This is a genomic window from Buttiauxella izardii (assembly GCF_003601925.1).
Lineage (GTDB): Bacteria > Pseudomonadota > Gammaproteobacteria > Enterobacterales > Enterobacteriaceae > Buttiauxella > Buttiauxella izardii.
In genome coordinates this window covers 82592-107808 of record NZ_QZWH01000012.1, presented here as the reverse complement: position 1 = coordinate 107808, position 25217 = coordinate 82592, and the positions used below count along the sequence as shown (strand labels likewise).

At 51.7% G+C, this 25217-nt stretch carries 25 protein-coding genes; 15 read left to right on the top strand and 10 right to left on the bottom strand.

Features of this window, described 5'->3' with window-relative positions:
• Position 1 precedes the first annotated feature (1 nt).
• Positions 2–589 carry a tellurite resistance methyltransferase TehB gene (tehB, locus tag D6029_RS07605; RefSeq protein ID WP_418230250.1) on the top strand — a complete coding sequence of 196 codons (588 nt, stop codon included), beginning with the start codon at positions 2–4 and terminating at the stop codon, positions 587–589.
• On the opposite strand, the gene D6029_RS07600 is transcribed toward tehB, so the two are convergent.
• Positions 586–978, bottom strand: coding sequence for a VOC family protein (locus D6029_RS07600; RefSeq protein WP_120064189.1), 393 nt, complete (start codon positions 976–978; stop codon positions 586–588). The two genes, tehB and D6029_RS07600, sit on opposite strands and share 4 nt — an antisense overlap.
• 202 nt (positions 979–1180) lie before the next feature.
• On the opposite strand from D6029_RS07600, the gene D6029_RS07595 reads away from it, so the two are divergent.
• On the top strand, positions 1181–1852 hold the full coding sequence (locus tag D6029_RS07595; protein WP_120064188.1) for a DUF3313 domain-containing protein: 672 nt from the start codon (positions 1181–1183) through the stop codon (positions 1850–1852).
• 36 nt (positions 1853–1888) lie between these two features.
• On the opposite strand, the gene D6029_RS07590 is transcribed toward D6029_RS07595, so the two are convergent.
• The gene (locus D6029_RS07590) at positions 1889–2794 is read right to left on the bottom strand and encodes a DMT family transporter (protein WP_120064187.1); all 906 of its coding nucleotides are present in this window, start codon (positions 2792–2794) and stop codon (positions 1889–1891) included.
• Positions 2795–2970: 176 nt separating this feature from the next.
• On the opposite strand from D6029_RS07590, the gene D6029_RS07585 reads away from it, so the two are divergent.
• Positions 2971–3843, top strand: coding sequence for an AraC family transcriptional regulator (locus D6029_RS07585; RefSeq protein ID WP_120064186.1), 873 nt, complete (start codon positions 2971–2973; stop codon positions 3841–3843).
• On the opposite strand, the gene D6029_RS07580 is transcribed toward D6029_RS07585, so the two are convergent.
• On the bottom strand, positions 3823–4989 hold the full coding sequence (locus tag D6029_RS07580; RefSeq protein ID WP_120064185.1) for a benzoate/H(+) symporter BenE family transporter: 1167 nt from the start codon (positions 4987–4989) through the stop codon (positions 3823–3825). The two genes, D6029_RS07585 and D6029_RS07580, sit on opposite strands and share 21 nt — an antisense overlap.
• A 52-nt stretch (positions 4990–5041) precedes the next feature.
• Positions 5042–6994 carry a putative bifunctional diguanylate cyclase/phosphodiesterase gene (locus D6029_RS07575; RefSeq protein WP_120064184.1) on the bottom strand — a complete coding sequence of 651 codons (1953 nt, stop codon included), beginning with the start codon at positions 6992–6994 and terminating at the stop codon, positions 5042–5044.
• A gap of 223 nt (positions 6995–7217) precedes the next feature.
• Here D6029_RS07575 and D6029_RS07570 point away from each other — a divergent pair, with 223 nt between their 5' ends.
• Positions 7218–9179: a peptidase U32 family protein gene (locus D6029_RS07570; protein ID WP_120064183.1), complete on the top strand. Its 1962-nt coding sequence runs from the start codon at positions 7218–7220 to the stop codon at positions 9177–9179.
• A gap of 71 nt (positions 9180–9250) precedes the next feature.
• Here the strand turns inward: D6029_RS07570 and D6029_RS07565 are convergent, their stop codons facing one another.
• Complete coding sequence (locus D6029_RS07565; RefSeq protein WP_120064182.1) at positions 9251–10114, bottom strand: LysR family transcriptional regulator; 864 nt, start codon at positions 10112–10114, stop codon at positions 9251–9253.
• A 229-nt stretch (positions 10115–10343) separates the two neighbouring features.
• On the opposite strand from D6029_RS07565, the gene D6029_RS07560 reads away from it, so the two are divergent.
• The 7 genes from D6029_RS07560 (at position 10344) to D6029_RS07530 (ending at position 17272) form a co-directional block, all read left to right on the top strand.
• The gene (locus D6029_RS07560; protein WP_120064181.1) at positions 10344–10775 is read left to right on the top strand and encodes a multidrug/biocide efflux PACE transporter; all 432 of its coding nucleotides are present in this window, start codon (positions 10344–10346) and stop codon (positions 10773–10775) included.
• Between the two features lie 156 nt (positions 10776–10931).
• Positions 10932–12371, top strand: a complete 1440-nt coding sequence (locus tag D6029_RS07555; RefSeq protein ID WP_120064204.1) for a circularly permuted type 2 ATP-grasp protein — start codon at positions 10932–10934, stop codon at positions 12369–12371.
• Positions 12365–13294 carry an alpha-E domain-containing protein gene (locus tag D6029_RS07550; RefSeq protein ID WP_120064180.1) on the top strand — a complete coding sequence of 310 codons (930 nt, stop codon included), beginning with the start codon at positions 12365–12367 and terminating at the stop codon, positions 13292–13294. The genes D6029_RS07555 and D6029_RS07550 overlap by 7 nt, the downstream gene beginning before the upstream one ends.
• Complete coding sequence (locus tag D6029_RS07545; protein ID WP_120064179.1) at positions 13291–14091, top strand: transglutaminase family protein; 801 nt, start codon at positions 13291–13293, stop codon at positions 14089–14091. The genes D6029_RS07550 and D6029_RS07545 overlap by 4 nt, the downstream gene beginning before the upstream one ends.
• 19 nt (positions 14092–14110) lie before the next feature.
• Positions 14111–14821, top strand: a complete 711-nt coding sequence (locus tag D6029_RS07540; protein WP_120064178.1) for a proteasome-type protease — start codon at positions 14111–14113, stop codon at positions 14819–14821.
• A gap of 104 nt (positions 14822–14925) precedes the next feature.
• Positions 14926–16326 (top strand): aldehyde dehydrogenase family protein, encoded by a 1401-nt coding sequence (locus D6029_RS07535; protein ID WP_120064177.1) that lies wholly within the window; start codon positions 14926–14928, stop codon positions 16324–16326.
• Positions 16298–17272: an AraC family transcriptional regulator gene (locus D6029_RS07530; RefSeq protein WP_244212382.1), complete on the top strand. Its 975-nt coding sequence runs from the start codon at positions 16298–16300 to the stop codon at positions 17270–17272. Before D6029_RS07535 ends, D6029_RS07530 begins: the two co-directional genes overlap by 29 nt.
• On the opposite strand, the gene tam is transcribed toward D6029_RS07530, so the two are convergent.
• Positions 17262–18023 (bottom strand): trans-aconitate 2-methyltransferase, encoded by a 762-nt coding sequence (tam, locus tag D6029_RS07525; protein WP_120064175.1) that lies wholly within the window; start codon positions 18021–18023, stop codon positions 17262–17264. The two genes, D6029_RS07530 and tam, sit on opposite strands and share 11 nt — an antisense overlap.
• 115 nt (positions 18024–18138) lie before the next feature.
• On the opposite strand from tam, the gene D6029_RS07520 reads away from it, so the two are divergent.
• Positions 18139–19161 carry a DUF2157 domain-containing protein gene (locus D6029_RS07520; protein ID WP_120064174.1) on the top strand — a complete coding sequence of 341 codons (1023 nt, stop codon included), beginning with the start codon at positions 18139–18141 and terminating at the stop codon, positions 19159–19161.
• A gap of 48 nt (positions 19162–19209) precedes the next feature.
• Here D6029_RS07520 and D6029_RS07515 read toward each other — a convergent pair whose 3' ends face one another.
• Both D6029_RS07515 and D6029_RS07510 read right to left on the bottom strand, forming a co-directional pair.
• Positions 19210–19692 (bottom strand): glutathione peroxidase, encoded by a 483-nt coding sequence (locus D6029_RS07515; RefSeq protein ID WP_120064203.1) that lies wholly within the window; start codon positions 19690–19692, stop codon positions 19210–19212.
• 216 nt (positions 19693–19908) lie between these two features.
• Entirely contained in the window at positions 19909–20796 is an 888-nt protein-coding gene (locus tag D6029_RS07510; RefSeq protein ID WP_120064173.1) for a LysR family transcriptional regulator, read from the bottom strand.
• A 169-nt stretch (positions 20797–20965) separates the two neighbouring features.
• On the opposite strand from D6029_RS07510, the gene D6029_RS07505 reads away from it, so the two are divergent.
• The 3 genes from D6029_RS07505 (at position 20966) to D6029_RS07495 (ending at position 23547) form a co-directional block, all read left to right on the top strand.
• Complete coding sequence (locus D6029_RS07505) at positions 20966–21547, top strand: isochorismatase family protein (RefSeq protein WP_120064172.1); 582 nt, start codon at positions 20966–20968, stop codon at positions 21545–21547.
• A gap of 79 nt (positions 21548–21626) precedes the next feature.
• Positions 21627–22379 carry a pirin family protein gene (locus D6029_RS07500; RefSeq protein WP_120064171.1) on the top strand — a complete coding sequence of 251 codons (753 nt, stop codon included), beginning with the start codon at positions 21627–21629 and terminating at the stop codon, positions 22377–22379.
• Between the two features lie 109 nt (positions 22380–22488).
• On the top strand, positions 22489–23547 hold the full coding sequence (locus D6029_RS07495; RefSeq protein WP_120064170.1) for an alkene reductase: 1059 nt from the start codon (positions 22489–22491) through the stop codon (positions 23545–23547).
• A 171-nt stretch (positions 23548–23718) separates the two neighbouring features.
• Here the strand turns inward: D6029_RS07495 and D6029_RS07490 are convergent, their stop codons facing one another.
• Positions 23719–24189: a GNAT family N-acetyltransferase gene (locus tag D6029_RS07490; protein ID WP_120064169.1), complete on the bottom strand. Its 471-nt coding sequence runs from the start codon at positions 24187–24189 to the stop codon at positions 23719–23721.
• Between the two features lie 71 nt (positions 24190–24260).
• Positions 24261–25061: a 3-methyl-2-oxobutanoate hydroxymethyltransferase gene (panB, locus tag D6029_RS07485; RefSeq protein ID WP_120064168.1), complete on the bottom strand. Its 801-nt coding sequence runs from the start codon at positions 25059–25061 to the stop codon at positions 24261–24263.
• Positions 25062–25217: the final 156 nt, after the last annotated feature.

Here is a 25217-nt window from a genome sequence, read left to right as displayed (position 1 = left end):
AATGCTTTCTGAAAATTATTACACCGAGAAATACGGCTTAACGCGTACCCATTCTGATGTGCTAAATGCAGCAACGATCGTCTCGCCGGGTAAAACGCTGGATCTGGGCTGTGGGAGCGGGCGCAACAGTTTGTATCTGAATCAGAAAGGGTTCGATGTTACCGCCTGGGATAAAAACCCAATGAGTATCAGCAATCTGAATAAAATCATTGAAGCGGAAGGGCTGAAAAATATCACCACTGATAATGTGGACTTGAACGCATTAAAATTCGATGGTGAATATGATTTTATTCTTTCAACCGTGGTGATGATGTTTCTTGAGCGTAATACCATCCCCGGCCTTATTGAAAATATGCAGCGTTGCACCAAAGCGGGGGCTTATAATTTAATTGTCGCCGCGATGGATACCGAAGATTTTCCTTGTAATGTCGGTTTCCCGTTTGCTTTTAAAACAGGCGAATTACGTGATTACTACGCGGAATGGGAATTAATTAAATACAATGAAGACGTCGGCGAATTGCATAAAACCGACGCACAAGGGAATCGGATTAAATTACGCTTTGCAACGATGCTGGTGCGTAAAAATTAAGCGGGTGGCCAGGCGCGATTTTGTAACACAATGCGATAACCATCGTGATCAATAAACGTACGCCCGGCAACATCCCAATACGGATTAAAACTATTAATGGTTAAAAAACCTGCATTCAGCATTTGCTGACAGGTTTTTTGCCATTGGTCTTTATCCGGGTAATAAAGCACCAATAAGTCATCAACCGTGGCCGCAGGCTCCACGGGATGGCGGTGGCAAACCGTGAATTCCAGGTGCCAGCTTGCATCCTCCGGCCCAAGCATCACGCCGCTAAAACCATCATGCTCACTAAACTCGCCGATTTCTTTTAAGCCTAAACCCAGGCAATACATCTCTTTGCTTTGGCTGAGATTTGTCACCGGTCGAGCAATCCGTAGATGAGGTGTCATGTCTGCTCCTGTTATTTTACCTACGCTTAATCCTAATTCATCTGCAACTAAACTGTTAATTTTTCGTCATTCATGCTTTTGAAACAAAATTTACAAGCAATTTCCGAATTTGAAATAAGTAGCATTTAAACCTCATTATTCCCAGGGCTTTGTTGTTATAACGCGCACGCTTACATGAAATCTACAGGGAGTAAGAGTAATAATGCGTACATCAATTTGTTTTAAAGCGGCATGTCTGGCGGGAGTATTAGCGCTAACGGGTTGTGCTTCTAAGTTACCCGCGCCTGAAAAATACTCAGGTTTTCTAAAAGATTATTCTGGCCTACAGGAAACAAAATCCAACTCAGGCAAAGATATTATGCGTTGGATTGATCCTGATTTTAAAGGCAGTAATTACGACAGCCTGGTTTATAACCCTGTCACCTATTATCCGGTGCCAAAACCATCAACGCAGGTGGGGCAAAAAGTACTGGATGGATTATTAAACTACACCAACACCCAGCTTAAAGCGGCGGCCGCAGCACGTAAGCCGCTGGTGACGACGCCGGGCAAGCATAGCCTGATTTTCCGTGGTGCCATTACTGCGGTGGATTGTTCTAAAGAAGGTCTGCAATTCTACGAAGTGGTGCCAATCGCGCTGGTCGTAGCGGGTACACAAGTCGCCACCGGGCATCGCACCATGGACACCAACCTGTACTTTGAGGCTGAGTTAATTGATGCGGCGACCAACAAAACCGTGATGCGTGTGGTGCGCAAAGGGGAAGGTAAAGACCTGAGCAACGAAAATACCCCAATGACAATTGATACGCTCAAGCAAGTGGTCGATGACCTGGCGACCGACGCCACGGTATTCGATACCGAACAGAAGCAGTAAATGAGAAAAGGGAGCCTGGCTCCCTTTTTTGGTTTTCTACGCCGTCCGTTTGCGCCACGGCAGGGCGCTAAACATCCCCGGTTTTGAGAACATCACCAGGTTGCCGAGTAAAATCATACACAGCCCGATAATCGCATTACTGTGCCAGACATACCCTTCATAAATCGTCGAAAGACTCAGCGCCACCAGCGGGAACAGCAGGGTGCTGTAAGCCGCCTGGCTGGCACCAATGCGCCCGACCAGCGTGAAGTAAGCGCCAAACGCAATCACCGAACCAAAAATCGCCAGGTAGAACAGCGAACCAAGATAGCGCAGCGTCAATTCCGGTATAAACGAATCTCCGCGAACCAGCGCCAGCACACCCATAATAATGGTGCCGTAAAACATCGCGTAGGTATTAGTGGAAAGCGTTTCAAGCCCACGGCGCTGATGGCGAGTGCTAATCATATTCCCCAGTGAAAAACCGAAGGTGCCCAGGGCGCTTAAACCAATGCCCAACAGCAACGAAGGCGCGAGTTGTGTGGCGACTAAATCATGCCAGAACAGGGCGATCACACCGGCAATGCCGAGCACCGCCGCAGGCAGCAAGTTTTTGCTCGGGCGCTGGCGGAAGAAAATCATACTGTTGACCGCATTAAACAGCACCGCCATCGAGAAAATGACTGATTCCAGGCCGGAGCTGATGTATGCCGCCGCATGATAAAAGCAGACGAAGTTAAAGCCGAAAACGCAGCCGCCTTGCAGCATACAAAACAGATGGTCACGCAGGCTGATACGGCGCAAACGTCCCATCGCCGACAGAACCACCAGCATCACCACCGCTGCCACCGCAAAACGCCAGAAAATAGAAACCGGCACCGACACCACGCCTTGCTGCATGTAAATCGCCAGCCAGGTTGTGCCCCAAATCACCACCACCGAAATATAAAGTAATGCATTCATTTTGTTATCTCCCCAAACGGATTGCGGGAGTATTCGTCAAACCGAGCGTTAATGCTTTCACGTGGTTGCGCGGCTTGCATATTCTTGCGGTTTTATTTGCCCGGCAATTTGTTAAAGGCTGGTAACAGGCGCGCGCACTCCTTAAACTGTCATTCCCAACCTGATGGTAACGCGCCATGACCCAGCCCTATCACGCATTTGAAAATCTTCGCCAGCACAACGCGGTGCTGGAAGATAACGTGCAGCTAGGTTCTGGCATTCAGCTGTCGGCCTGGTCCAATAGCCTCGATCGTGTGACGCAATGCAGCAACCACCACACGTTGAGCATGTACGTGAATGAAGGTTATGAAACCTATCAGAAAACGTCGGCAGGCTGGAAAAACGGCGGCGGGCCAGATCGCTTTTGCCTGATGCCGGAAGAGAGTGAAACGACCTGGGATATCCGTAATCAGTTTTCGTTTGTGCATCTGTACTGCACCGACGAACATCTGCGCCATATCGCCGAACAAATCTGGGATCGCAGCCCGGCGGCAATTCAGCTGGATGAGAAAACCTTTAGCGAAGACCCGCGTATCACGCAGCTGTATCGCCACTTTTTGTTAAGCAGCGACTGGCAGCAGCAGGCGAACCATTTGATGTTAAGCACCGCATCGACCTTGTTGATGACCCACATGGTGCAGAATTACAGCAACGTGCAATGGCGCTTGCCGGATGTGCGTGGCGGGCTGGCACCTGCGGTGTTACGCAATATTCAGGCGTATATCGAACAGCACCTTAGCGAGCCGTTAACCTTGAGCGAACTGGCGCTGGAGGCGGGGTTAAGCGAGTTTCATTTTGCGCGAATGTTCAAGCAATCGACCCAGCTCGCGCCGCATCAATATGTGATGCTCCGCCGTATGTCACGCGCTGAAGAATTAGTGAAAAACAGCCCGTTATCACTGACGGATATCGCGATGGCCTGTGGGTTTAGCTCCGCAAGCCATTTCAGTAACCGCTTTAAAGCCACGCTTGGCGTGACGCCATCGCAGTTACGCGCGACGAGTAAATGAGAACAGGGCGTAGCAAATTCCGCCCGCCACCAACCCCCAAAACGCCGAACCAATCCCCAGCAAATTCACGCCCGAAGCGGTGACCAGAAACGTCACAATCGCCGCATCGCGCTCGCGTTCATGATTAAGCGCCTGATACAAACTCCCGGCGATGGTACTCAGCAGCGCCAGCCCCGCCAGCGTATGAATATAGGCGACAGGCAAGGCCGTGAGCAGCGTGGTGATCGAACCGCCAAACACACCCGCCAGCAAATAAAACACGCCAGCCGCAGTGGCGGCCAGCCAGCGTTTTGCCGGGTCAGGATGCGCTTCGCTGCCCTGGCAAATTGCGGCGGTGATCGCCGCGATACAAATGGAAAACACGCCAAACGGAGCCAGAATCAGGGCAATCAGCGCGGTGACGACAATCAATGGCGACACCGGAACGTCATAGCCCGACGCTTTTAACGTCGCAACGCCCGGCGCATTTTGCGAAGCCATGGTGACGAGGAAGAAGGGAACACCGATGCCCAGCAGGCTGGAAAGCGAGAAATGCGGCATTGTGAATTCCGGCATCACCACCGCGACCGGCACGCTGCCGCTTTGCAGATTTCCGCTGACCAGGCAAACCACCAGACCCACGATCATCGCAACCACCACGGCGTAGCGCGGAGCCCAGGTTTTTGCCAGCAACCAGCCCAGCAACATGCTGGCGCACATTAAGAAATTGCCTTGCAGCGAAGTAAAAGCATCAAGGCCGAAGCGCAGTAAAATACCGGCTAACATGGCGGCGGAAAGCGTTGAAGGGATCAGGCGCATCAGGCGGGCGAACAAACCCGTTGCGCCGCAAATCAGAATCAAAAATGAAGCGAAAATAAACACGCCGATGGCTTCATTGAGTGAATGGCCCGGCAAGCTGGTAGCCAGTAGCGCAGCACCCGGCGTTGACCATGCGGTCAGAATCGGCGTGCGATACCAAATCGTCAGCGCTAAGGTGCTGATTCCCATGCCGATACCCAGCATCGTCAACCAGCCTGCGATTTGCATGGTGTTGGCACCCGCAGCTTCTGCGGCCTGCCAGATAATCGCCGCTGAACTGGCGTAACCCACTAATACCGCAACAAACCCTGCCAAAACCGTGGGTAACGGAATCGAAATTGAGCGCATCTTATTTTCCTTATTGTTGACGGCAAAACTATAGCATTACCCCGCTATAGATTTACAAGCCGTTAACAACAGGAGGTGACTCAAGCGCCTGATCGAGGTAAACCAATGCGTTCTGGCGCTCAAGCGGGCGTGAAAAATAATAGCCCTGCATAAACGGAATGCCGCATTCTTCAAGCAACTGGCGTTGTTTGTCGGTTTCCACGCCTTCCGCGATCACGCTGAAATTAAGGCTGCGGGAAATATTCATCATCGCCTGCACAATCGAAAGGCCTTTCAGCTCGATATTCTGAATAAACGAACGGTCGATTTTGATGTAATCAATATTCATATTCTGAATAACCGACAGGCTGGAATATCCGGTGCCAAAATCATCCACCGAGAACTTCACGCCGCGCTGCTGCAACTGGCTGACTTTCTGGTTGATCATCATTTGATCGGACTGGAATATCGACTCCGTCACTTCGAGATGCAGTAAATGGCCGGGAATGGCGTAACGTTCAATCAGGCGATTCACGTTATTCACAAACCCTTTGTCATAAAATTGAATCAGCGAAATATTCACGCACATGCAAATTCCTGCATTGTGCTTATTCATTTGCGCCAGGGTTTTGCACGCTTCTTCTAATACCCAGTGCCCGGTCTGCACAATGCGCCCGCTTTGCTCCATTAAAGGAATAAATTCGACCGGGGATATTTCTTTTTCCTGATAACGCCAGCGCATCAGGGCTTCAAAACTCACGACCTGGCCCGTGGCATCGACAATCGGTTGATACATCAGGCGAAATTCATTGCGCTCAAGCGCGCCTTTTAGCGCTTCATTTAGCGTGATTTTACGATGTAGATCGCGCTCCAGCCCCATATTGTAAAAAGCTAAACGCTCCGGATATTTGCCCTTTTGCGAATACATAGCGATATCCGCCAGTTGGATAAGCCGCGTAATTGAGCTTTCGTGTTCCGGGCAAACTGAAATACCGATAGTGGCGTTCAGGGTGACGTTTTGCTCATCCAGGCGGATAGGGCGTGACAGGCTCTCGATGATTTTATCGGCCAGTTCGCTGATTAAAACCGGGCAATGCTCTTTCAACAGCAGGATAAATTCATCGCCTCCCCAACGGCAGATTAAATTCCCGCTATCAATAAATTTCTTCAATCGGTCGCTTAACGCGACTAACACCCGGTCGCCGACATTGTGCCCAAGTGTGTCGTTAATGTTTTTAAAGCCATCAAGGTCAATAAAGAAAATCGAAAAGCCCGAGATTTTTTGCTCTTTAAATTCCAGCTCAACATTCTGTGCGGCTAATAAAAACGCGCTGCGGTTATACAACCCAGTGAGGGAATCTTTATTGGATATTTCGTAGACTTCACGCGTTCTGACGCGAATGGTTTCTTCCATACGTGAAACCAGTTTTTTGTTTCTGTAGCGCAGTAATATCGCTTCTTTGATGTATTTTGACGAACGAACAGACGAGACAATCATGATGGCGGTAAAGCAAATTCCCAGGCCGCCGAGATTAATTTTATATTGCTCCGGTTGCATCAGCAGCAATATCGACATGGGCATTAAAATAAGAATGTTGTAAAACGAGGCGAGCAGCAGATTGCCGGAAAGAATACTGGTGGCACCGCCCGCCATAGCGGCGAGAATCACATTAGTGGTGCTTAATTCTTCAATCGAGAATTGGGGGTAGAAGATGACAGCGTACAAACTCCACATCGCTGCACTAAGCAAACACCCGCAGCCAAAACGCAGTAACCAGGTCTTTCTGGTTTTAAATTCTGCATTACTTTTTAACCACATACGCGTATCAATGACCCGCATGATGAGGATCAAACTCATCACCAGCCACCAGGCGAATTTGTCATTGAAATTCGTGTCATCAATGAATGTGAAGGCGAGAGCACTGGAAGCAACGAAAGTAATCAGAATGCCCGGTAATGAGTTGTTGTATAACAGCCTGACGCCTTCAGATTGATAAAGCTTTGAGTGTTCTATATTTTTTGTCATTTCCCATCATCTTTAACCGAATCATTCAGAAGGCATCTACATCAATAAGCCTAATGTGATTACATTATGTAATTATTTTTCCTGTAATTATAATTAAAAATGGCTCGCCGTAGAAGGTCGATTTTCGCCAAACGCCAGCCAACGGGCTGCCGGGTATATGCTTACGCGTCCATTCTGACTACAATAGCCGCCTTTCGTCCATAACACAGAAAATAGACCCACTATGCGCCTGCACGCCAATCATCTCGAATTACTCAGCCCAGCCCGTGACACGTCCATCGCCCGCGAAGCCATTCTGCATGGCGCGGATGCGGTCTATATTGGCGGGCCTGGTTTTGGCGCACGCCATAATGCGGGCAACAGCCTGCACGATCTCGCAGAACTGGTGCCGTTTGCACACCGTTATGGAGCGAAGATTTTCGTCACGCTTAACACTATTTTGCACGACAACGAACTCGAGCCTGCGCGCCGCATGATCCACGACCTGTATCAGGTTGGCGTCGATGCGCTGATCGTGCAGGATATGGGCGTGCTGGAAATGGACTTGCCGCCGATTGAGCTGCACGCCAGTACCCAGTGCGACATTCGCAGTGTAGAAAAAGCTAAATTTTTGTCTGATGCGGGCTTCTCGCAAATCGTTTTAGCCCGTGAACTGAACCTCAACCAAATTCGCGCCATTCATGAAAACGTTGACGCGACGATTGAGTTCTTCATTCATGGCGCGTTGTGTGTGGCGTATTCCGGCCAATGTAATATCTCTCACGCTCAGACCGGGCGCAGTGCAAACCGTGGTGATTGCTCCCAGGCTTGCCGCTTGCCGTACACGCTAAAAGACGATCAGGGCCGCGTGGTGGCTTATGAAAAACACCTGCTGTCGATGAAAGACAACGATCAGAGCGCCAACCTGGCGGCGCTGGTGGATGCGGGCGTGCGTTCCTTCAAAATCGAAGGGCGCTATAAAGATATGAGCTATGTGAAAAACATCACCTCATATTATCGCCAGTTGCTTGATGAATTAATGGAGCAGCGCACGGATTTAGTTCGCGCTTCTTCTGGCGTGACCTCGCACTTCTTTATTCCGTCGCCGGATAAAACCTTCCACCGTGGCAGCACGGATTACTTCGTTAACGAGCGCAAAATCGACATCGGCGCGTTTGATTCGCCGAAATACATTGGCCTGCCGGTGGGTGAAGTGCTGAAGGTTGGCAAAGATTTCCTCGATGTGACGGTGACCGATTCGCTGACCAACGGCGATGGCCTGAACGTGCTGATCAAGCGCGATATCGTCGGCTTCCGCGCCAATACCGTGGAAAAAACCGGTAAAAATCAGTATCGCGTCTGGCCGAATGAAATGCCGGAAACGCTGAAAAACGTCCGTCCGAACCATCCGCTAAACCGCAACCTCGACCACAACTGGCAGCAGGCGTTGACCAAAACCTCCAGCGAGCGCCGCATCCGTGTGGATCTGGAACTCGGCGGTTGGGAAGAACAACTGGTGTTAACCGCAACCTGCGAAGACGGCGTGAGCGTGACGAAAACGCTGGAAGGGCAGTTCGACGTGGCGAACAACCCGGAAAAAGCGTATTCCAGCCTGCGCGATAGCCTGGCAAAACTCGGCCAGACCATGTATCAGGCTCGTAAAGTTGACCTGAATTTGCCTGCGCCGTTATTCGTGCCAAACAGCCAACTCAACCAACTGCGCCGTGAAGTGATTGATGCGCTGACGGATGCGCGTATTGAGCAATATCAGCGTGGAACCCGTAAGCCGGTCAGCGTTCCCGCGCCGGTTTATCCGGAAGAACACCTGACTTTCCTCGCCAACGTTTACAACCATAAAGCGCGTGAGTTTTACCAGCGTTACGGCGTGAAACTGATTGATGCCGCTTATGAAGCGCACGAAGAAAAGGGCGAAGTGCCGGTGATGATCACTAAACATTGCCTGCGTTTTGCGTTTAACTTATGCCCGAAACAGGCGAAAGGTTCAGTGAAAAGCTGGAAAGCGACGCCGATGCAGCTGGTGCATCAGGATGAAGTGTTGACGCTGAAATTCGATTGCCGCCCGTGTGAGATGCACGTGATTGGCAAGATGAAAAATCACATCCTGAAGATGCCATTGCCGGGCAGCGATATTGTGGCGTCCATCAGCCCGGACGAGTTGTTGAAGACGATGCCGAAGCGCAAGTAATCTTTGATTGTCGGATGACGCTTGCGCTTATCCGACCTACAAAACCCGACGGGGCATTTGATGCCCCGTTTTTAATTCTGCGCCCGCAACTGGTCGATCATCCAACGCCCGGCGGGGCCTGGCGGCGTTTTATTCGACCACAACACATCCACGTCAATACGCTGCGGCCAGCCCGCCACCGGCAATTCTTGCAACACATCGTGACCAAATTGCTCCACCAGCCAGCGCGGCAAAATCCCCCAGCCAAACCCTTGTTCCGCCATTTCTAACAACATCAATAACGAAGGTGACGACCACATCGGGCCGCCGCTTTTATTGCGCATCGGGTCGGTGAAAGTACTCAAACTGAGCTGGCGCACGGTTTGTAACGTGTCCATTTCGACCATCGGCAAATGGGCTAACTCATGCTGGCGGTGAATAAAAATCGCCATTTCCGCGCCAACCTGCAAACGCGCCACCGTCACATCCAGCGGGTAACGCGGCTGCACGCGCAACACGCCAACATGGGCGCGACCAATCTGAATCAGGTCGATCACATCCTCATCTTCAGCAATCAAACACTCAAACTCGATATCCGGAAAGCGCTGCGAAAATCGTTGGAGAATGGACTCGTGATGCGTCGTTTGCCAGACATCCGACAGCACAAAACTCAGGCGTGGCTCGACATTTCCCGCCAGGCGCACCGAGACTTCATTAAGCCGTTCGCTCGCCGCCACTATCGACTGGATATACGGCAGAACATGTTTGCCCTGCTCGGTGAGCGCGGGCTGGCGGCTCTGGCGGTCAAATAACGTGACACCTAAATCTGCCTCCAGATTGGCAATCGCGCTGCTCACCGTCGACTGGCTTTTTTTGAGTTTGCGCGCCGCCGCAGAAAACGATCCGGTTTCAACTGCCTGCAAAAACGCTTCAAGAGATTCGGGAGAGTAATTCATCGTCTATCATCCAAAATAATTCGAGATGCAGGAAGGCGGCAAGTGAACGAGTCCCGATGAGCTTACATTAGTAAGTGATTCGGGCGAGTAAACGTAGCCAACGCACCTGCAACTCGAAGTATGACGGATGTATCGCTTTTGTCGATGGCTAATCACTTAACTCTACCACTAATACCGATGATAATGCGTGCCATAGCCCTATTGCTAAAAGTGAATCTGGAGTTGAATGATGCAGTCCCAAAAAAGAACATTTGCCGAGCGCGTTATCCACGCGGTGGGTTTTGAAGTTATCGCCATTGCGATCTGTGCGCCGCTGGCGGCGTGGATTATGAATAAGCCGCTGTTCCAGATGGGCGCGCTGGCGATCATGCTGTCGACCGTCGCGATGGTGTGGAACATGATTTATAACGCCGGTTTCGACAAGTTCTTCCCGGTCGGGCAAAAACGCCGCTTGCCTTTGCGCATCGCGCACTCGCTGGGCTTTGAAGGAGGCTTTATCCTGATTGGCCTGCCGCTGGCGGCCTGGATGCTGAACATTTCTTTATTGCAGGCGTTTATGGTTGAGATTGGATTCTTCCTGTTCTTCCTGCCATATAGCGTGATTTATAACTGGGCGTATGACACTTTGCGCGCCCGCTGGACGCAATGTCCGGCGCAATAACTTCCCTCAGAGCGCACCGTCACGGTGCGTTCTTTTTTTTGCCCGCGTCTTTTGCCACCAAATCGCGCAAATCCCCCCGCAAAATGCACTAAAACTGACATGGCATATTTCCTGCTTAAATCATGAAACGGCTACATGACCTTAAGCGAGGGAATTATGATCAATATGGACCCTGGTGCTGCGTCTTTTTTTGATGAAATGTTTGCGCTCGACGGCAATCATCGTGGCCATTACGGCAATTACTGGAACTGGCTACAGCGTGCCGACAGTTCGGCGGTAATGCGCAAGAAGCAGGAAGCGGCGCTGTTGTTCCACCGCGTCGGAATTACTTTTAACGTCTATGGCGACGAAGACGGGGCCGAGCGCTTAATTCCCTTTGATAGCGTGCCGCGCATTATTCCCGCCGCCGAATGGGCGATGCTCGATGCCGGGATTCGCCAGCGGGTGCAGGCGCTAAACCTCTTTTTGCACGATATCTATCACGATCAAAATATCCTCAAAGCGGGCGTGATCCCGGCTGAACAAGTGCTGGCAAATGACCAGTATCAGCCGTGTATGCAGGGCATCAACCTGCACCGCGATATTTACGCGCACATCATTGGCGTGGATATGGTGCGCGGCGGCGACGGGCAATATTACGTGCTGGAAGACAACCTGCGCACGCCGTCCGGCGTTTCATACATGCTCGAAAACCGCAAAATGATGATGCGGCTTTACCCAGAATTATTCGCCCAACAGCGCATTCGCCCGGTCGAACGTTACCCTTCGCACCTACTGCAAACCCTGCGGGAAAGCTCGCCGGTTAATGACCCGACCGTCGTCGTTCTCACGCCAGGCCGCTTTAACAGCGCCTATTTTGAACACAGCTTCCTGGCGCAACAAATGGGCGTCGAGCTGGTGGAAAGCGCGGATTTGTTTGTCAAAGAGGGCGCGGTATTTATGCGCACTACGCTGGGGCCATGCAAAGTCGACGTGATTTATCGCCGGGTGGACGATGGGTTTCTCGACCCGCTGGCGTTTCGCCCGGATTCGATGCTTGGCGTGCCGGGTTTGCTGTCGGTGTATCGCACTGGCGGCGTGGTGCTGGCGAATGCGATTGGCACCGGCGTGGCTGATGACAAATCCATTTATCCCTATGTGCCCGCCATGATCCGTTTTTATCTCTCCGAAGAACCGATTCTGAATAACGTGCCCACCTGGCAGTGCCGCCATGCGGATCAACTCGGTTACGTGCTGTCTCGCCTTGAACAAATGGTGGTGAAAGAGGTCCACGGCGCAGGCGGTTACGGCATGTTGATTGGCCCGGCGGCCAGCAAAGCGGAAATCGAAGCCTTCCGCGCGGTGCTCAAAGCTCGCCCGCAAAACTATATCGCCCAGGACACGCTGGCGCTGTCAACGTGCCCGACGTTTGTCGAAGAAGGCTTGGCACCGCGCCATATCGATCTGCGCCCGTTCGCATTGTATGGCGCTGAAACGCGCTTAATCGCAGGCGGCTTAACGCGTGTGGCGCTCAAAAAAGGCTCGCTGGTGGTGAACTCATCGCAAGGCGGCGGCACCAAAGACACCTGGGTTCTGGAGGACGACACATCATGCTAAGCCGCACCGCCAGTGAACTGTATTGGATGGCTCGTTATCTGGAACGCGCTGAAAACATTGCCCGCGTATTAGACGTCACCAACCGTTTATCAATGATGCCATTTCGCGAAACCGGGCATCAGGATTTGCAGGTGCCGCTGAATTTAACCGGCAGCGGGGCTGCGTACTGGGAGTATTACCAGCAACTCACCATGCCGGGGATTTTCGACTACTTTGCGTTGGATACCCGCAACCCGAGCAGCATTTATAGCTGTTTCCAGTCGGCTTGGGAGAACGCCCATGCGGTGCGCGGTAGCTTGTCATCAGAAGTGTGGGAAAGCATCAACTCGGCGTGGATTGAGATGAAACGGCTGCGCAAAGAAGGCGTCAACAGCAGCAATGCCGATGACTTTTTTGACTGGGTGAAAGAGCGTTCACACCTGTTTCGTGGCGCGATGTTTGGCACCATGCTGCGCAACGATGCGATGTCGTTTATCCGCATCGGCACATTACTGGAACGCGCCGACAGCACCGCGCGTTTATTGGGCGTGAAAAACCAACTGCTGGATAACGACCCGGACGCCGTGCGCGAGCATTACCGCATGGACACTTTGCTGCGCGCAGTGAGTGCGCGCGAGGCGTATCACAGTATCTACAAGCAGCAACTGGTGCGCGAAATGGTGGCTGATTTGCTGATATTACGTAGCGAAAGCCCGCGTTCTTTGCGGTCGTGCATCGAAGAAGTGGTCAACCAACTGGAATTGATTGGCGGCCACAGCGCCAACGCACCACGCCGCCTGGCGCATGTTCTGCATGCCGAGCTACGCTTTAGCACATTGGATGACGTCATAGATTCCGGCCTGCAACCCTGGCTGACGCGCTTTTTAAGCCAGGTCAACGCGATTTCCGAAAGCATCCAATACACCTATCTGGAGGCACAATGAGACTGACAATCGAACACAGCACGCATTACAGCTATGACGAGTTGGTTAAGCACAGCACGCAGTATTTGCGCCTCACGCCGCAGGAATCGCTGCATCAGCACATTATTTCCTGGGAGCTGGCGCTACCGGAAGAGGCGGTACAAACCACCGATGCTTTTGGCAATATTCTGCATGTTTTGACGCTCGACCGTCCGCATCAGTCGATCAGCATTAAAGCGACGGGCGTGGTGGAAATTGCCGAAGGAGAAGCGCTGGACGATGGCACTCACGAAGCACTTTCGCCGCTGGTGTGGTTGCGCCATACGCCGTTAACGCAGCCGGATGGCGCGATTCTGGCCTTTGCCAATCTGCACTGGCGCGAAACCGCGCCGCTGGAAAGCCTGACGGTGATGATGGGTGAAGTGCTGGAACGCATGCCCTATACGCCGGGCGGCACGGACGTTAAAGACAGCGCCGCGCAGGCATTCGAGGCTGGCGTGGGCGTTTGCCAGGATCACGCGCATGTGTTTGTCGCCTGTTGCCGCAGCCTGAATATCCCGGCGCGTTACATCAGCGGTTATCTCTACACGCCGGACAGCGCGCATGTGGCGATGCACGCCTGGGTTGAAGCGCTGGTAGAAGGGCGCTGGCACAGTTTTGATATCACCAACAACACGCGCAATACCTGCCACCACCTGAAGCTTGCGGTGGGGTTTGATTATCTCGATGCCTGCCCGGTGCGCGGCGTGCGCATTGGCGGTGGCGACGAAGGGATGGAAACGGTGGCGGCGGTGCAGCGCATGCAGGGCCAGCAATAACTCACATCAGGAATTAACTATGACTTACTGCGTTGCCATGCGCTTAGCCAGCGGCATGATTTTTGTCAGCGACTCGCGCACTAACGCGGGCGTTGATCACATCTCGACCTTCAAAAAATTGCACGTCTTCCAGCGTGGCGATGACCGCACGCTGATCATGCAAAGTGCCGGTAATCTGGCGACCACGCAAAGCGTCATCAACCTGTTGCAACACCGCGCACAAGACGCCACCACGCAAAATCTCTACACCGTCAGCTCACTTTACGACGCCGCCGTTCTGGTGGGGCAAACTTTAAAAGAGGTAATCGCCCGTGACGGGGCAGATTTCACCGCCACGTTTATTCTCGGCGGCCAAATTCGCGGCGAATCCACGCGCCTGTTTCACATTTATGCCGAAGGGAATTTCATCGAAGCGACCAGCGACACGCCGTATTTCCAGATTGGCGAAAGCAAATACGGCAAACCGATCATTGACCGGATCGTCAGTTACGACACCAGTCTGGAACAGGCGGTGCAGTGCGCGTTGATTTCCATGGACTCGACGCTCAACTCGAATTTATCCGTTGGCCTGCCGCTGGATGTGATGATGTATCAGGCCGAGAGTTTTGACGATTCACAACAATACGCCATCACCGCGCAACACGAGTATTTCAGCGAGATTCGCAATATGTGGGGCAGTTGCCTGCGCTCGGTGTTTGACCAATTACCACCGCTGCGGCTGAGGGGATAATCCGGCACATTTGCAGGATTGTGCAATCATCTGACAGCATTGCTCTAAAGAAAAACCAGCCTCCAGGCGACACTGAACCGGTCAAAACACACCTGGAGCGCAACATGAAAACCATCAATAAAATCTATATCAACGGCCAGTTTGTTACCCCGCACGGTGTAGAAATCATCGACCTGATTAATCCGACTAACGAAGAGAAAATTGCCGAGGTTCAACTGGCTGATGTGGACGATACGCGCCTCGCCATTGCCGCCGCGAAAGCTGCATTCCCGGCGATGCGTCTATCAACGCGTGAACAGCGCATGGCCTGGTTGCAACAATTGCATGATGCGCTAAAAGCTCGCGAAACCGAGCTTATCGACACCATGGTTGAAGAGTATGGTTGCCCGCGATCCTTTGCAGAAAGTACCGTTCAACGTTCTTACCTCGGTTTTTTACAAATGCGCGATATTCTTGCCGACTATGCTTTTGAAACCCGCGTCGGCGGCGCAAACGTGGTGATGGAACCACACGGTGTTGTCGGGCTGATCACGCCGTGGAACGCAAATTACGGTTTTATTGCGGGCAAACTCTCAACGGTGATTGCCTCGGGTTCAACCGCCGTCATTAAACCCAGCGAAATGAGCGCCCAACAAACGGCGCTGATCACCGAATGTTTGCACGCCGCGGGCTTGCCGGATGGCGTGATTAACATTGTGACCGGGCGTGGCGACGTGGTGGGGGCGGAAATTACCCGTCATCCTGATATTGCTAAAATTTCGTTTACCGGCTCAACCGTTGTTGGCAAAACCATTGCTCGTGGCGCGGTGGATACGCTCAAACGTGTGACGCTGGAATTGGGTGGGAAGTCAGCCAATGTGCTGCTCGACGATGCGGATCTGGAACGGGCGATTCCGCTCGCGTTACAGGTGATGTCGTGGAACAGCGGCCAGGCGTGCATTGCGGGCACCCGATTGCTGGTGGCGGAAAGCCAACTTGAAGCGGTGAAAACGCAACTGTGCAAACATATTTCGCAGCTGGTTCCGGGCGAAAACATCGGTACTTCGGTGACGGCGCAGCAGTTTCAACGCGTGCAGGATTACATCCGCAAGGGCATAGAAGAAGGTGCTGAATTACTGTGTGGTGGCGAAGGGCGCGCAGAAGGTTTCGAACGCGGTTACTATGTGAAACCGACTGTTTTTGTTAATGTTCGCAACGATATGACTATCGCCCAGCAAGAGATTTTTGGCCCCGTGTTATCGGTAATCACTTATAAAGATGACGCCGAGGCTGTGGCAATCGCCAACGACACGATTTACGGCTTGCAAGCTTATGTGAGCGGCAAAGATGCGGCGCGTACCGCAGCGGTGGCGGACCAGTTAATTGCCGGGCGGGTGTTTGTAAACGGTGTTTATGACGAACCGAATGCGCCATTTGGCGGCTTTAAACAATCAGGGCTTGGGCGCGAGTTTGGCACTTACGGGCTGGAAGGGTATCTTGAACCGAAAGCCATTATGGGGCATTGATATGCCAGAAGAAGTGAATATTCAGCGGCCTGAGGGCCGCATTTTAGCGGAACTCTGCCAGCGCGTGGCGGAACATTATCAGCGTAGTGGCTCGTCGGAACGTGATTTTGTGACGGCGTTGCCATGGCTGAGTTTTGTGCGCATGCCTGAGCCGACCGTGCTCAATCGCGGCATGTTGCAACCCTCGATGTGCATCGTGTTGCAGGGGCGCAAAAAGATGTTAATCGGTGACAACGTCACTGAGTATGGGCCGGGCAGTTATTCGCTGGCAGCAGTCGATATGCCGGTTTCCGGGCAGGTCACGCAAGCTTGTGAATCCGCGCCTTATTATGGTTTGCGTATCGATCTGGACAGCAAAGAAATCGCCGACTTAATCGTTTCTTTGCAAATCACCCTGCCAGAAAAACAGCAAGAAGTGGCGAATGTCGGAGCCTGGGTCACGCAATCAGATGAAGCGTTACAGGATGCCTTTTTGCGCCTGGTTAAACTGCTGGATGCGCCTGACGACCTGCCGGTTTTATCAAAACTCGTCAAACAGGAAATCCTTTATCGCCTGGTCACAGCCCCCGCGGGTTCGGCATTCTGGAAACAGACGCTCGCGTGGACGCAGGGTAAAGGCGTAAACGAAGCTCTGGCGTGGATTAAGCGTCATTTTGCCGAACCCCTGAAAATTGACGAGCTGGCAAAACGTGTCGGGATGAGTTCATCGAGCCTGCATCACCGCTTTAAAGCGCTGACCATTATGAGCCCGTTGCAATATCAAAAGCAGATCCGCCTGCTTGAAGCGCGACGATTGCTTCTGACCGGCAGCCTGGATGTGGCGAACGTTGCCTGGCAAGTGGGTTACGAATCGCCGTCGCAATTTAATCGTGAATACCGCCGTTCGTTTGGCGCAGCCCCATTGCAGGATGTGGAAACGCTGCGCCAGATGGGCGTTACGCTGTAGTTTTGCGCGCCACAATAAACAAACGTGGGAATAGCATCAGCACATTTCCGTCGTGCTGCGGCGGGTAAGCCAGCTGCAAAAGCGAGTGGTAACGTGCCAAAAAGGCCTGCTGCTGAATATTGTCCAACCCCGCCAGATAAGGGCGCAACCCGGTCGAACTCAGCCATTCAATAATCGCCTGCGCCGATGGCATGACGTGGAAATAAGTGGTGCGCCAGATGTCCACCGTGCAACCTGATTGCGCCAGCAGATCGTAATATTGCTGCGCGGGCAGCAACTCTTCGCGCCCGGAGTCCGGTTGACCTAATTCAGCCGCCACCTGGCGCATTAATGTGTGCGTCGGTTCCTGCCAGTTATCCGGCATCTGCACCGCTAACACGCCGCCTTCAGCCAGTTGCGCGGCAAGGTGTGGAAACAGCGACGAATGATCCCCCAGCCATTGCAATGACGCATTCGCATAAATCACATCCTGTTTCACCGCCGGTTGCCAGTGGGCGATATCGGCGCTCTCAAACTGACAATTCGGCAGTGCGACACGCGCTTTTTCCAGCATCGCCGGAGAATTGTCGACACCCGTTACGGTCGAATGTGGAAAGGCTTTATGTAATAGCGCCGTGCTATTGCCGGGGCCACAGCCTAAATCAGAAATATTCCGCGCTTCGGGATGTTGAATGCGTGCGGCTAATTCGGCAGCCGGGCGTGTGCGCTCAGCTTCAAACTGCAAGTAAAGGGCGGGGTTCCAGTCCTGCATGTCTCTTCCTCCGGCTAAAATGAAATATAAGTCTTAATGATTCAGAATTGTGCTTCTCATAGATTACGACAATATGTTGTAACGTAATGCGTAAAATCAGGTAAGGAAAACCGTTATGAAAGTGACACGCAAACAGGAAAAAGTCATTCGGCACGCGCTGGAAGGCTGGCGTAAAGAAGGGGTTCTCGACGAAACCGAGCAACAGCGGTTGCAGCAAAATCTCTCAATTCAACTTTTCGACTGGCAGCGCCTGAGTCGTTACGCCTTCTGGATTGCGCTGGCCTGCGCGATTATTGCTATTGGAAGCCTGGTCGCCGACGAATATTTGATGGCTCTGTTATTCGATTTTGGCTACGTCACCCGCGCCGTGATTCTGGCAATTATCGCCGCCGCACTTTATTTCTGGGGTTTCCGTCGGCAAAAACTCACGCCGGAAAAACGCTACAGCAATGAAGCTATTTTATTCCTCGGCGTGTTATTCACCGCGTTATGTTTATCGCAGGTTGGCATGGCACTGGATACCGGCAGCGGCAATGTCGCACCACTCTTTTTACTCGGCTGCGCAATCTACGCCGCAATTGGCTATTTGAGCCGTTCCGGGCTTATCTGGTTATTCTGTTTATTGGCGTTGGGCAGCTATTTCGGCACGTCAACAGGCTACGCTTCCGGTTGGGGCGCTTATTGGCTTGGCATGAATTACCCGATTCGCTTTGTATTATTTGGCGGCGTATTACTGGCGGCCTGTTACGTGCTGAAAACGCCTTTACAGCAACGTAATTTATTCAGCGTCAGTAAAGCAATGGGGTTGCTATATTTGTTTATCGCGTTGTGGATTTTGTCGATATTTGGCAATTATGACTTCGACGTCTGGCAAAGCGTGCGCCAGATTGAATTACTGCACTGGTCATTATTATTCGCGCTGGCGGCGATTGCCTGTATCTGGATTAGCCTGAAAACCGAGGACGGTATGCTGCGCGGATTTGGCCTGACGTTTCTTGGGATTAATCTCTACACGCGCTATTTCGAAATGTTCTGGGATGACACCAATAAGGTGATTTTCTTCCTGCTGCTCGCCATCTCGCTAGCCCTTGTCGGGCGCTACGCGGAGAAGATTTGGCGGGTTGGAGAAGGGCGTTAGTTTTAAATTGGGGTGGGTGCCGATTAAAATCTGGAATGACAGGAAGACTTAGATTTCAAGTGCAGCAAGGATTGCTGCTTCCATTTTTTCCGGGGTGGAGTACGGTGCAAAACGCTTGAGCGGTTTGCCATCGCGCCCGATCAGGAACTTAGTGAAGTTCCACTTGATCCGTCCCCCCAGCACGCCGGGCAATTCGTCTTTCAGGTAACGAAACACCGGGTGTGCAGCGGCGCCGTTGACCTCCACTTTCTCAAACATCGGGAAGCTCACGCCGTAATTAATGTGACAGGTCTGCGCGATTTCTTCGGCGCCGCCGGGTTCCTGTTTACCGAATTGATTGCAGGGGAAACCCAGCACCACCAATCCTTGGGCGGCGTATTTCTTGTAGAGTGTTTCAAGGCCAGCGTATTGCGGCGTGAAGCCACAATGGCTGGCGGTATTCACCACCAGAACCAGCTTACCCGCGTAGTCGGCCATTGAGATAAGCTGGCCGCCCAAACTGGTTGCTGTAAGTTGATGAAAGGGGGGCATAAAGGAATCCTCAAAGTCGAACGAAAAGAACAACAAACCTGCGACCATTAACCTGCTCACGTTGAATAATACAGCATGATGTTAGTCGCGGGGGAGTTTGGCACTAAACCAAACGCCGTGCCAACAATGGTATAAGGCTCTCAGGCTTATTGAGGTGAAAAATAAGCCTAAAATCATTAAGTATTCATTTTTCACTGGAGGGCAACATAATGCGCGTCAGTCAGCTTCCTCACTCAGCTTCTCACGCATAAATTCAATAAACACCTGTGTTTTCGCGGGTAGCAGTCGCGTTTCAGTCAGAGCATAAATCGTGACCGCTTCCCCCTTCCAGTCAGGCAATACCCGGGTCAGTTTATTATCCGCAACGTCTTCCCCGACAATTTTGTCAGGCAAAATCGCAATGCCTGCTCCCATTGAGGCAAAACGACGCATCATACCAATGCTGTTCATCTGAAAACGCCCGGAAGTTCTGATGCTTATCCGGTTTTCTTCGCGCTGTAAGTGCCATTGACCGGGCTTATCCTGCCGCATACCAATACATTCATGATCCGTCAGCTCATCAGGGTTACCGGGAGTGCCATTCTGAACTAAATAGTCGGGGGATGCGTAAAGGCTGCGTGTAAGCGACCCGAGCTTGCGTGCAATGAGGCCAGAATCGGGCAGACTTCCCATGCGCACAGCCAGATCATAGGGCTCTGACACCAAATCAACATTTCTCGGTGTTAAATCAAAATCGAAGCTGATACCCGGATAGCAATCTGAGAACGCTTTGATAATCGGCGCGAGAATAACTACCGCAAAATCGGCTGGTAAAGAGACCCGCAGCATGCCCTGCGGCTGAGCCAGGAGAGAACCCAGTTGTTCATGTGCCAAACGCGCTTCATCAATGATGCGCCGGCTTCGTTCGTAATAAATCAGACCGGCTTCGGTCAGTTCAATCTTACGCGTTGTCCTATGTAACAGCCTGAGACCGATAAACTTTTCGAGCTCGTTTATCTTACGCGACAGCGTGGAATTAGGCATGCCGAGGGCTTCAGCAGCGCCACGAAAACTGCGTGCTTTGACGACCTCGACAAAGTAAGACATGTGGTTGAGAAGTTCCATGTTGATTGTGCCATGAGTGGAATATTCAATTCTGATATTAACTATTTATCCCAAAAACTAACAGGCTATACTTTGATTATTCGCAGGGGAGATAAAAAAACGCCTGCTTAAATCCTGATAAGAGTTGTTAAGTATCAGGTGCTTAATCATAACCTACAGGATAACTATCATGAGTTTTGAAAAATTCACCGCAGACAACGCTGCCATGCTGTTAATTGACCATCAGGTCGGCACTATGGGCTGGGCCAAATCCATGCCTTTTGAAGAACTGAAACGTAATGCGCTGATGCTGGCCAAATCTGCTGCAATTCTGAATATGCCGGTGGTACTGACCTCAAGCATGGAAGAGTATGCACAGGGCCCGCTGGTTGAAGAACTGAAAACCATTCTGCCAACAGAATTTGAAGCAAGAATCAAACGCCTCGGCATCGTTAACGCCATGGATGATGAGAACTTTGCAGCCGCAGTTAAGGCGACTGGCAGGAAGAAACTGATTATCGCGGGCGTGACCAATGACGTTTGTACGGTATACCCGGCACTGACGCTGGTTGCTGCAGGCTTTGACGTGCAGGTCGTTGCTGACGCCGGTGCTTCACCAACCAAAATGGCTGATGAGATTGCGCTACGCCGCATGGACAAAAATGGCATTACCCTGACCACAACCAACCAGCTGATTGCTGAGCTGGCAGGAAGCTGGGCAACACCTCAAGGTGAGAAACTGGTCCAGGTATTAATGGAATCCTTTCAGTAATAAATAAGCCAGCAGGCTCGTGCGGCAGCGTTTACGCCTTCCGTGCGGGTCAGTCTTCCCTGACAGGCGAGTAACGACAATGCTTAAAATTGAAAACAGCAGTAAACATCAGCATGGCTCTGGCGGTTTCGGTATTGATATTCTCTGGCCGGGAATGGTGCAGGATTCAGACGACAGTGGTATCGGTGCAATCGGCCGTATTGACCAGGCAAACGTCAAACCCGGTACGGTAATTTCCATGCATCCTCATAAAGATGATGAAATTCTCACCTACATGCGTAAAGGCAGAATGCTGCATCTGGACACGGTAGGTAATGAGGAGGAAATTTCTGATACCCGACTGATGCTTATGAACGCCGGGCACACCTTCCAGCATGAGGAACGTATTCTGGGTGAAAAAGGCGAATCAATGCAGTGTCTGCAGATATTCATCCGTCCCTCTGAAAACGACCTGGCGCCACAGGTTCAGTTTCATGACTTTGGCACGCCTTACAGTGACAATAACTGGCGGCTGATTGCCGGCCCTGAAGACGCGCCGTTAACTTTTCGTTCTCAGACATGGATACAGGACACGCGGCTTGCTGAAGGTTGCGAGCTGAAGCTGCCGGTTGTTCCGGTCAGTAATGTGGTGCGCCTGTTATATGTCTTTGAGGGCGAAGCCCGGATTGGTGATGCCATTCTGAATACGGGTGAAAGCATTATTATCGAAGACGACGACGTTCACACCGTCACCGCGCTGGATACCACTGATCTGGTGCTCTTCACCACTGACCCGGCGGCAAAAGTTTTCCGTGGCGGGATGTTCAGTGGAAATATGCGCCCGCGCCTGTAAAGGCATTTATAAAATTTCAAAAGCAGCGCAGTCATTCTTTTCAGCTTATTGGCAGTAATACTGCATTGTTTTACCGACCTATCTTCTTATCAGGCTACAGGAAAGAAAAATGGATAAAATATTCACCCCGTTCAAACTCGGGCATTTAACGCTGAACAACCGTCTGGTGATGGCCCCGATGACCCGTAGCCGTGCTGAATATGACGGCACGCCGGCTGAACTTGCGGTTGAATACTACGCACAGCGCGCCGGGGTGGGTCTTATTGTTGCAGAAGGGACACAGCCCAGCGATGACGGACAGGGTTACTTAATGACGCCCGGCATTTACACCGACGCGCATGTGGCTGGCTGGAAACAAATCACTTCAGCCGTTCACAATAAAGGCGGTCATCTGTTCATCCAGCTTATGCATACCGGCCGCATGAATCATCCTGACAATACGCCGCACCACCGTCAGGGCGTGGCTCCTTCCGCTATTGCCCCCGGTGTACAGATGTTTACTGCAACCGGCATGCAGGATATTCCGGTGCCTCGCGAACTGACAACGGAAGAAATCCACAACACGGTTGCTGATTTCCGTTATGCGGCACGGCGTGCGGTTGAGGCCGGTGCCGACGGCGTGGAAATCCACGGTGCTAATGCCTATCTGATACACCAGTTTTTAGCACCAAGCGCCAACCAGCGCAGCGATGAATATGGCGGCTCCATCGAGAACCGTGCCCGTTTTGCGCTGGAGGTGGCGGCAGCTATCGCAGAAGAAATTGGTGCAGACAAAACCGCGATCCGTTTATCCCCGGGCAGCCAGATTTGGGGTATTAATGAAGGTGAAGAAGGTCCGGCGCTTTATCGTTACCTGGTTGCTGAGCTGAATAAGCTCGGACTGAGCTACCTGCACATTATGCATATGGGCAATGAGACACTGCTGGGTGAATTGCGGGCATTATGGACACAGTCGCTGATACTGAATCGCCCCGGGAAAAGCAGAGAAAACATCGGTGATGATATCCAGTCCGGACTTGCGGATCTGGAATCTTACGGACAGATGATTCTGGCAAACCCGGACTTCATCAACCGTATTAAAACAGGGGCTCCACTGAACAATGCCGATCCGGCAACCTATTATGGCGGTGGTGTCGAAGGATATATTGATTATCCCGAAATGCAGTAATTTATTATGCCAATTATAAGGATAAGCCTGTAGGCATATCCTTATAATGACTTATCCAATTTTAAATGAATCCATAATAACTTCTTCAATATCCTTATAAGCAAAGTGAGAAACAGGAATGCATTCGAGCATTTTAACCCATAGATAATGAGCTTTCCTGCATGCAACTTTCTATTGTTTCGCCAAATATTTCCGCATCAGTGCATTTTGTAGTGTCACGCCACGACGGACTGGAAAACCCCGTTCCACTACATGAAAGCCGTGTCGTAGAAAGAACTCTTCCGCAGCCTTACTCACATTTGAAGTAAGTTCAGCAATTCCAAGTTGTCTGGCTTCTTCATGAATGCAATTCATCAGTAGTGTCCCTACTCCCTGTCTCGGGTAGGTTCCCGAGACAAAGAAATGGTCAATGTACCCATTTGTCTGAACATCTGCATATCCAGCTATTTCACCATCCACTTCAACAACAAAGGGGCGCAGCTCCTTCATGTGATTGGCCCATTGTTCGGGGTCGATATCTGGTGGAGCCCAGGCCTCTAATTGTTCATGTGTGTAGTAGTGTGATGCGATGGTATGTACAGATGATAAAAAGACCCTGAATAACGCAATTTCATCCCCCTTAGTGAACCTTCTGATTTTCATAAAACCTCATTTGAAGAATTGGTTTAGCAGCGTTAAAAAAGCCGCTAACAATAAGCGGCTTTTAATATAAATCATTCAGAATAGCAGTGTTCCTGTGCCGGGAAGCTACCGTCTTTGACAGCGGCAATGTAGCTTTTTACCGCGCCCTGAATGTCATCCTGTCCCCTCATGAAATTTTTCACGAATTTTGGTGCCTTGCCGGTGATGCTCAGGCCAAGCATATCGTGAAGAACCAGTACCTGCCCGTCGGTGTCAGGGCCAGCACCGATGCCGATGACCGGTATTGAAACCGCCTCGCTCAACGCTTTTCCCAGCGAAGCCGGTACTGCCTCAACCAGCACCATCGCCGCACCCGCCTGCTCAAACTTTTTCGCGGTTTCGATCAACGCTTCTGCTTGCTTGCTGTCACGACCCTGAACCTTAAATCCACCAAAGACGTTAACCGACTGCGGGGTGAGACCGATATGAGCACACACAGGTATGCCGTTGCGCGTCAGTTGCTGCACCGTGTCACACAGCCACTCCCCGCCCTCAATCTTGACCATCTGGGCACCCGCCTGCATCAGCTGTGCCGAGCTGTGCAGGGCCTGCTCTGTCGAGGAGCAGGTCATGAAAGAAAGGTCGGCGATGACGAAGGCACCGTTGTTTCCGCGCTTTACGCAGGCCGTGTGATAAACCATATCTTCCAGTCTGACCGGCAAGGTGCTGTCATGGCCCTGCAAAATCATCCCCAGTGTATCGCCGATGAGGAGCATCTCAACGCCCGCCGTGCTCAACTCGTGTGCAAACGTGGCGTCGTAGCAGGTGAGCATGGTGATCTTCTCGCCACGCTGCTTGAGTTTTTTCAGGTATGTCAGAGTGATTGATGGCATGGTGTTCTCTGTTAACTCGTTGGGTTAATAAAGGTTGTTGCGGGTGCGATAATACTGATTTTCGCAACGCTTAATTGTATTTGTCGATTTGCCAGATGCCTTCGACCCCCGGCGTGCCGCAGCGCACATAGGGTATCTGCTGCATGATATGTTGTT

Coding starts and splice junctions, on each gene's coding strand:
- tehB (WP_418230250.1), top strand. CDS start 2: ATGCTTTCTGAAAATTATTACACCGAGAAATACGGCTTAACGCGTACC.
- D6029_RS07600 (WP_120064189.1), bottom strand. CDS start 978: ATGACACCTCATCTACGGATTGCTCGACCGGTGACAAATCTCAGCCAA.
- D6029_RS07595 (WP_120064188.1), top strand. CDS start 1,181: ATGCGTACATCAATTTGTTTTAAAGCGGCATGTCTGGCGGGAGTATTA.
- D6029_RS07590 (WP_120064187.1), bottom strand. CDS start 2,794: ATGAATGCATTACTTTATATTTCGGTGGTGGTGATTTGGGGCACAACC.
- D6029_RS07585 (WP_120064186.1), top strand. CDS start 2,971: ATGACCCAGCCCTATCACGCATTTGAAAATCTTCGCCAGCACAACGCG.
- D6029_RS07580 (WP_120064185.1), bottom strand. CDS start 4,989: ATGCGCTCAATTTCGATTCCGTTACCCACGGTTTTGGCAGGGTTTGTT.
- D6029_RS07575 (WP_120064184.1), bottom strand. CDS start 6,994: ATGACAAAAAATATAGAACACTCAAAGCTTTATCAATCTGAAGGCGTC.
- D6029_RS07570 (WP_120064183.1), top strand. CDS start 7,218: ATGCGCCTGCACGCCAATCATCTCGAATTACTCAGCCCAGCCCGTGAC.
- D6029_RS07565 (WP_120064182.1), bottom strand. CDS start 10,114: ATGAATTACTCTCCCGAATCTCTTGAAGCGTTTTTGCAGGCAGTTGAA.
- D6029_RS07560 (WP_120064181.1), top strand. CDS start 10,344: ATGCAGTCCCAAAAAAGAACATTTGCCGAGCGCGTTATCCACGCGGTG.
- D6029_RS07555 (WP_120064204.1), top strand. CDS start 10,932: ATGATCAATATGGACCCTGGTGCTGCGTCTTTTTTTGATGAAATGTTT.
- D6029_RS07550 (WP_120064180.1), top strand. CDS start 12,365: ATGCTAAGCCGCACCGCCAGTGAACTGTATTGGATGGCTCGTTATCTG.
- D6029_RS07545 (WP_120064179.1), top strand. CDS start 13,291: ATGAGACTGACAATCGAACACAGCACGCATTACAGCTATGACGAGTTG.
- D6029_RS07540 (WP_120064178.1), top strand. CDS start 14,111: ATGACTTACTGCGTTGCCATGCGCTTAGCCAGCGGCATGATTTTTGTC.
- D6029_RS07535 (WP_120064177.1), top strand. CDS start 14,926: ATGAAAACCATCAATAAAATCTATATCAACGGCCAGTTTGTTACCCCG.
- tam (WP_120064175.1), bottom strand. CDS start 18,023: ATGCAGGACTGGAACCCCGCCCTTTACTTGCAGTTTGAAGCTGAGCGC.
- D6029_RS07520 (WP_120064174.1), top strand. CDS start 18,139: ATGAAAGTGACACGCAAACAGGAAAAAGTCATTCGGCACGCGCTGGAA.
- D6029_RS07515 (WP_120064203.1), bottom strand. CDS start 19,692: ATGCCCCCCTTTCATCAACTTACAGCAACCAGTTTGGGCGGCCAGCTT.
- D6029_RS07510 (WP_120064173.1), bottom strand. CDS start 20,796: ATGGAACTTCTCAACCACATGTCTTACTTTGTCGAGGTCGTCAAAGCA.
- D6029_RS07505 (WP_120064172.1), top strand. CDS start 20,966: ATGAGTTTTGAAAAATTCACCGCAGACAACGCTGCCATGCTGTTAATT.
- D6029_RS07500 (WP_120064171.1), top strand. CDS start 21,627: ATGCTTAAAATTGAAAACAGCAGTAAACATCAGCATGGCTCTGGCGGT.
- D6029_RS07495 (WP_120064170.1), top strand. CDS start 22,489: ATGGATAAAATATTCACCCCGTTCAAACTCGGGCATTTAACGCTGAAC.
- D6029_RS07490 (WP_120064169.1), bottom strand. CDS start 24,189: ATGAAAATCAGAAGGTTCACTAAGGGGGATGAAATTGCGTTATTCAGG.
- panB (WP_120064168.1), bottom strand. CDS start 25,061: ATGCCATCAATCACTCTGACATACCTGAAAAAACTCAAGCAGCGTGGC.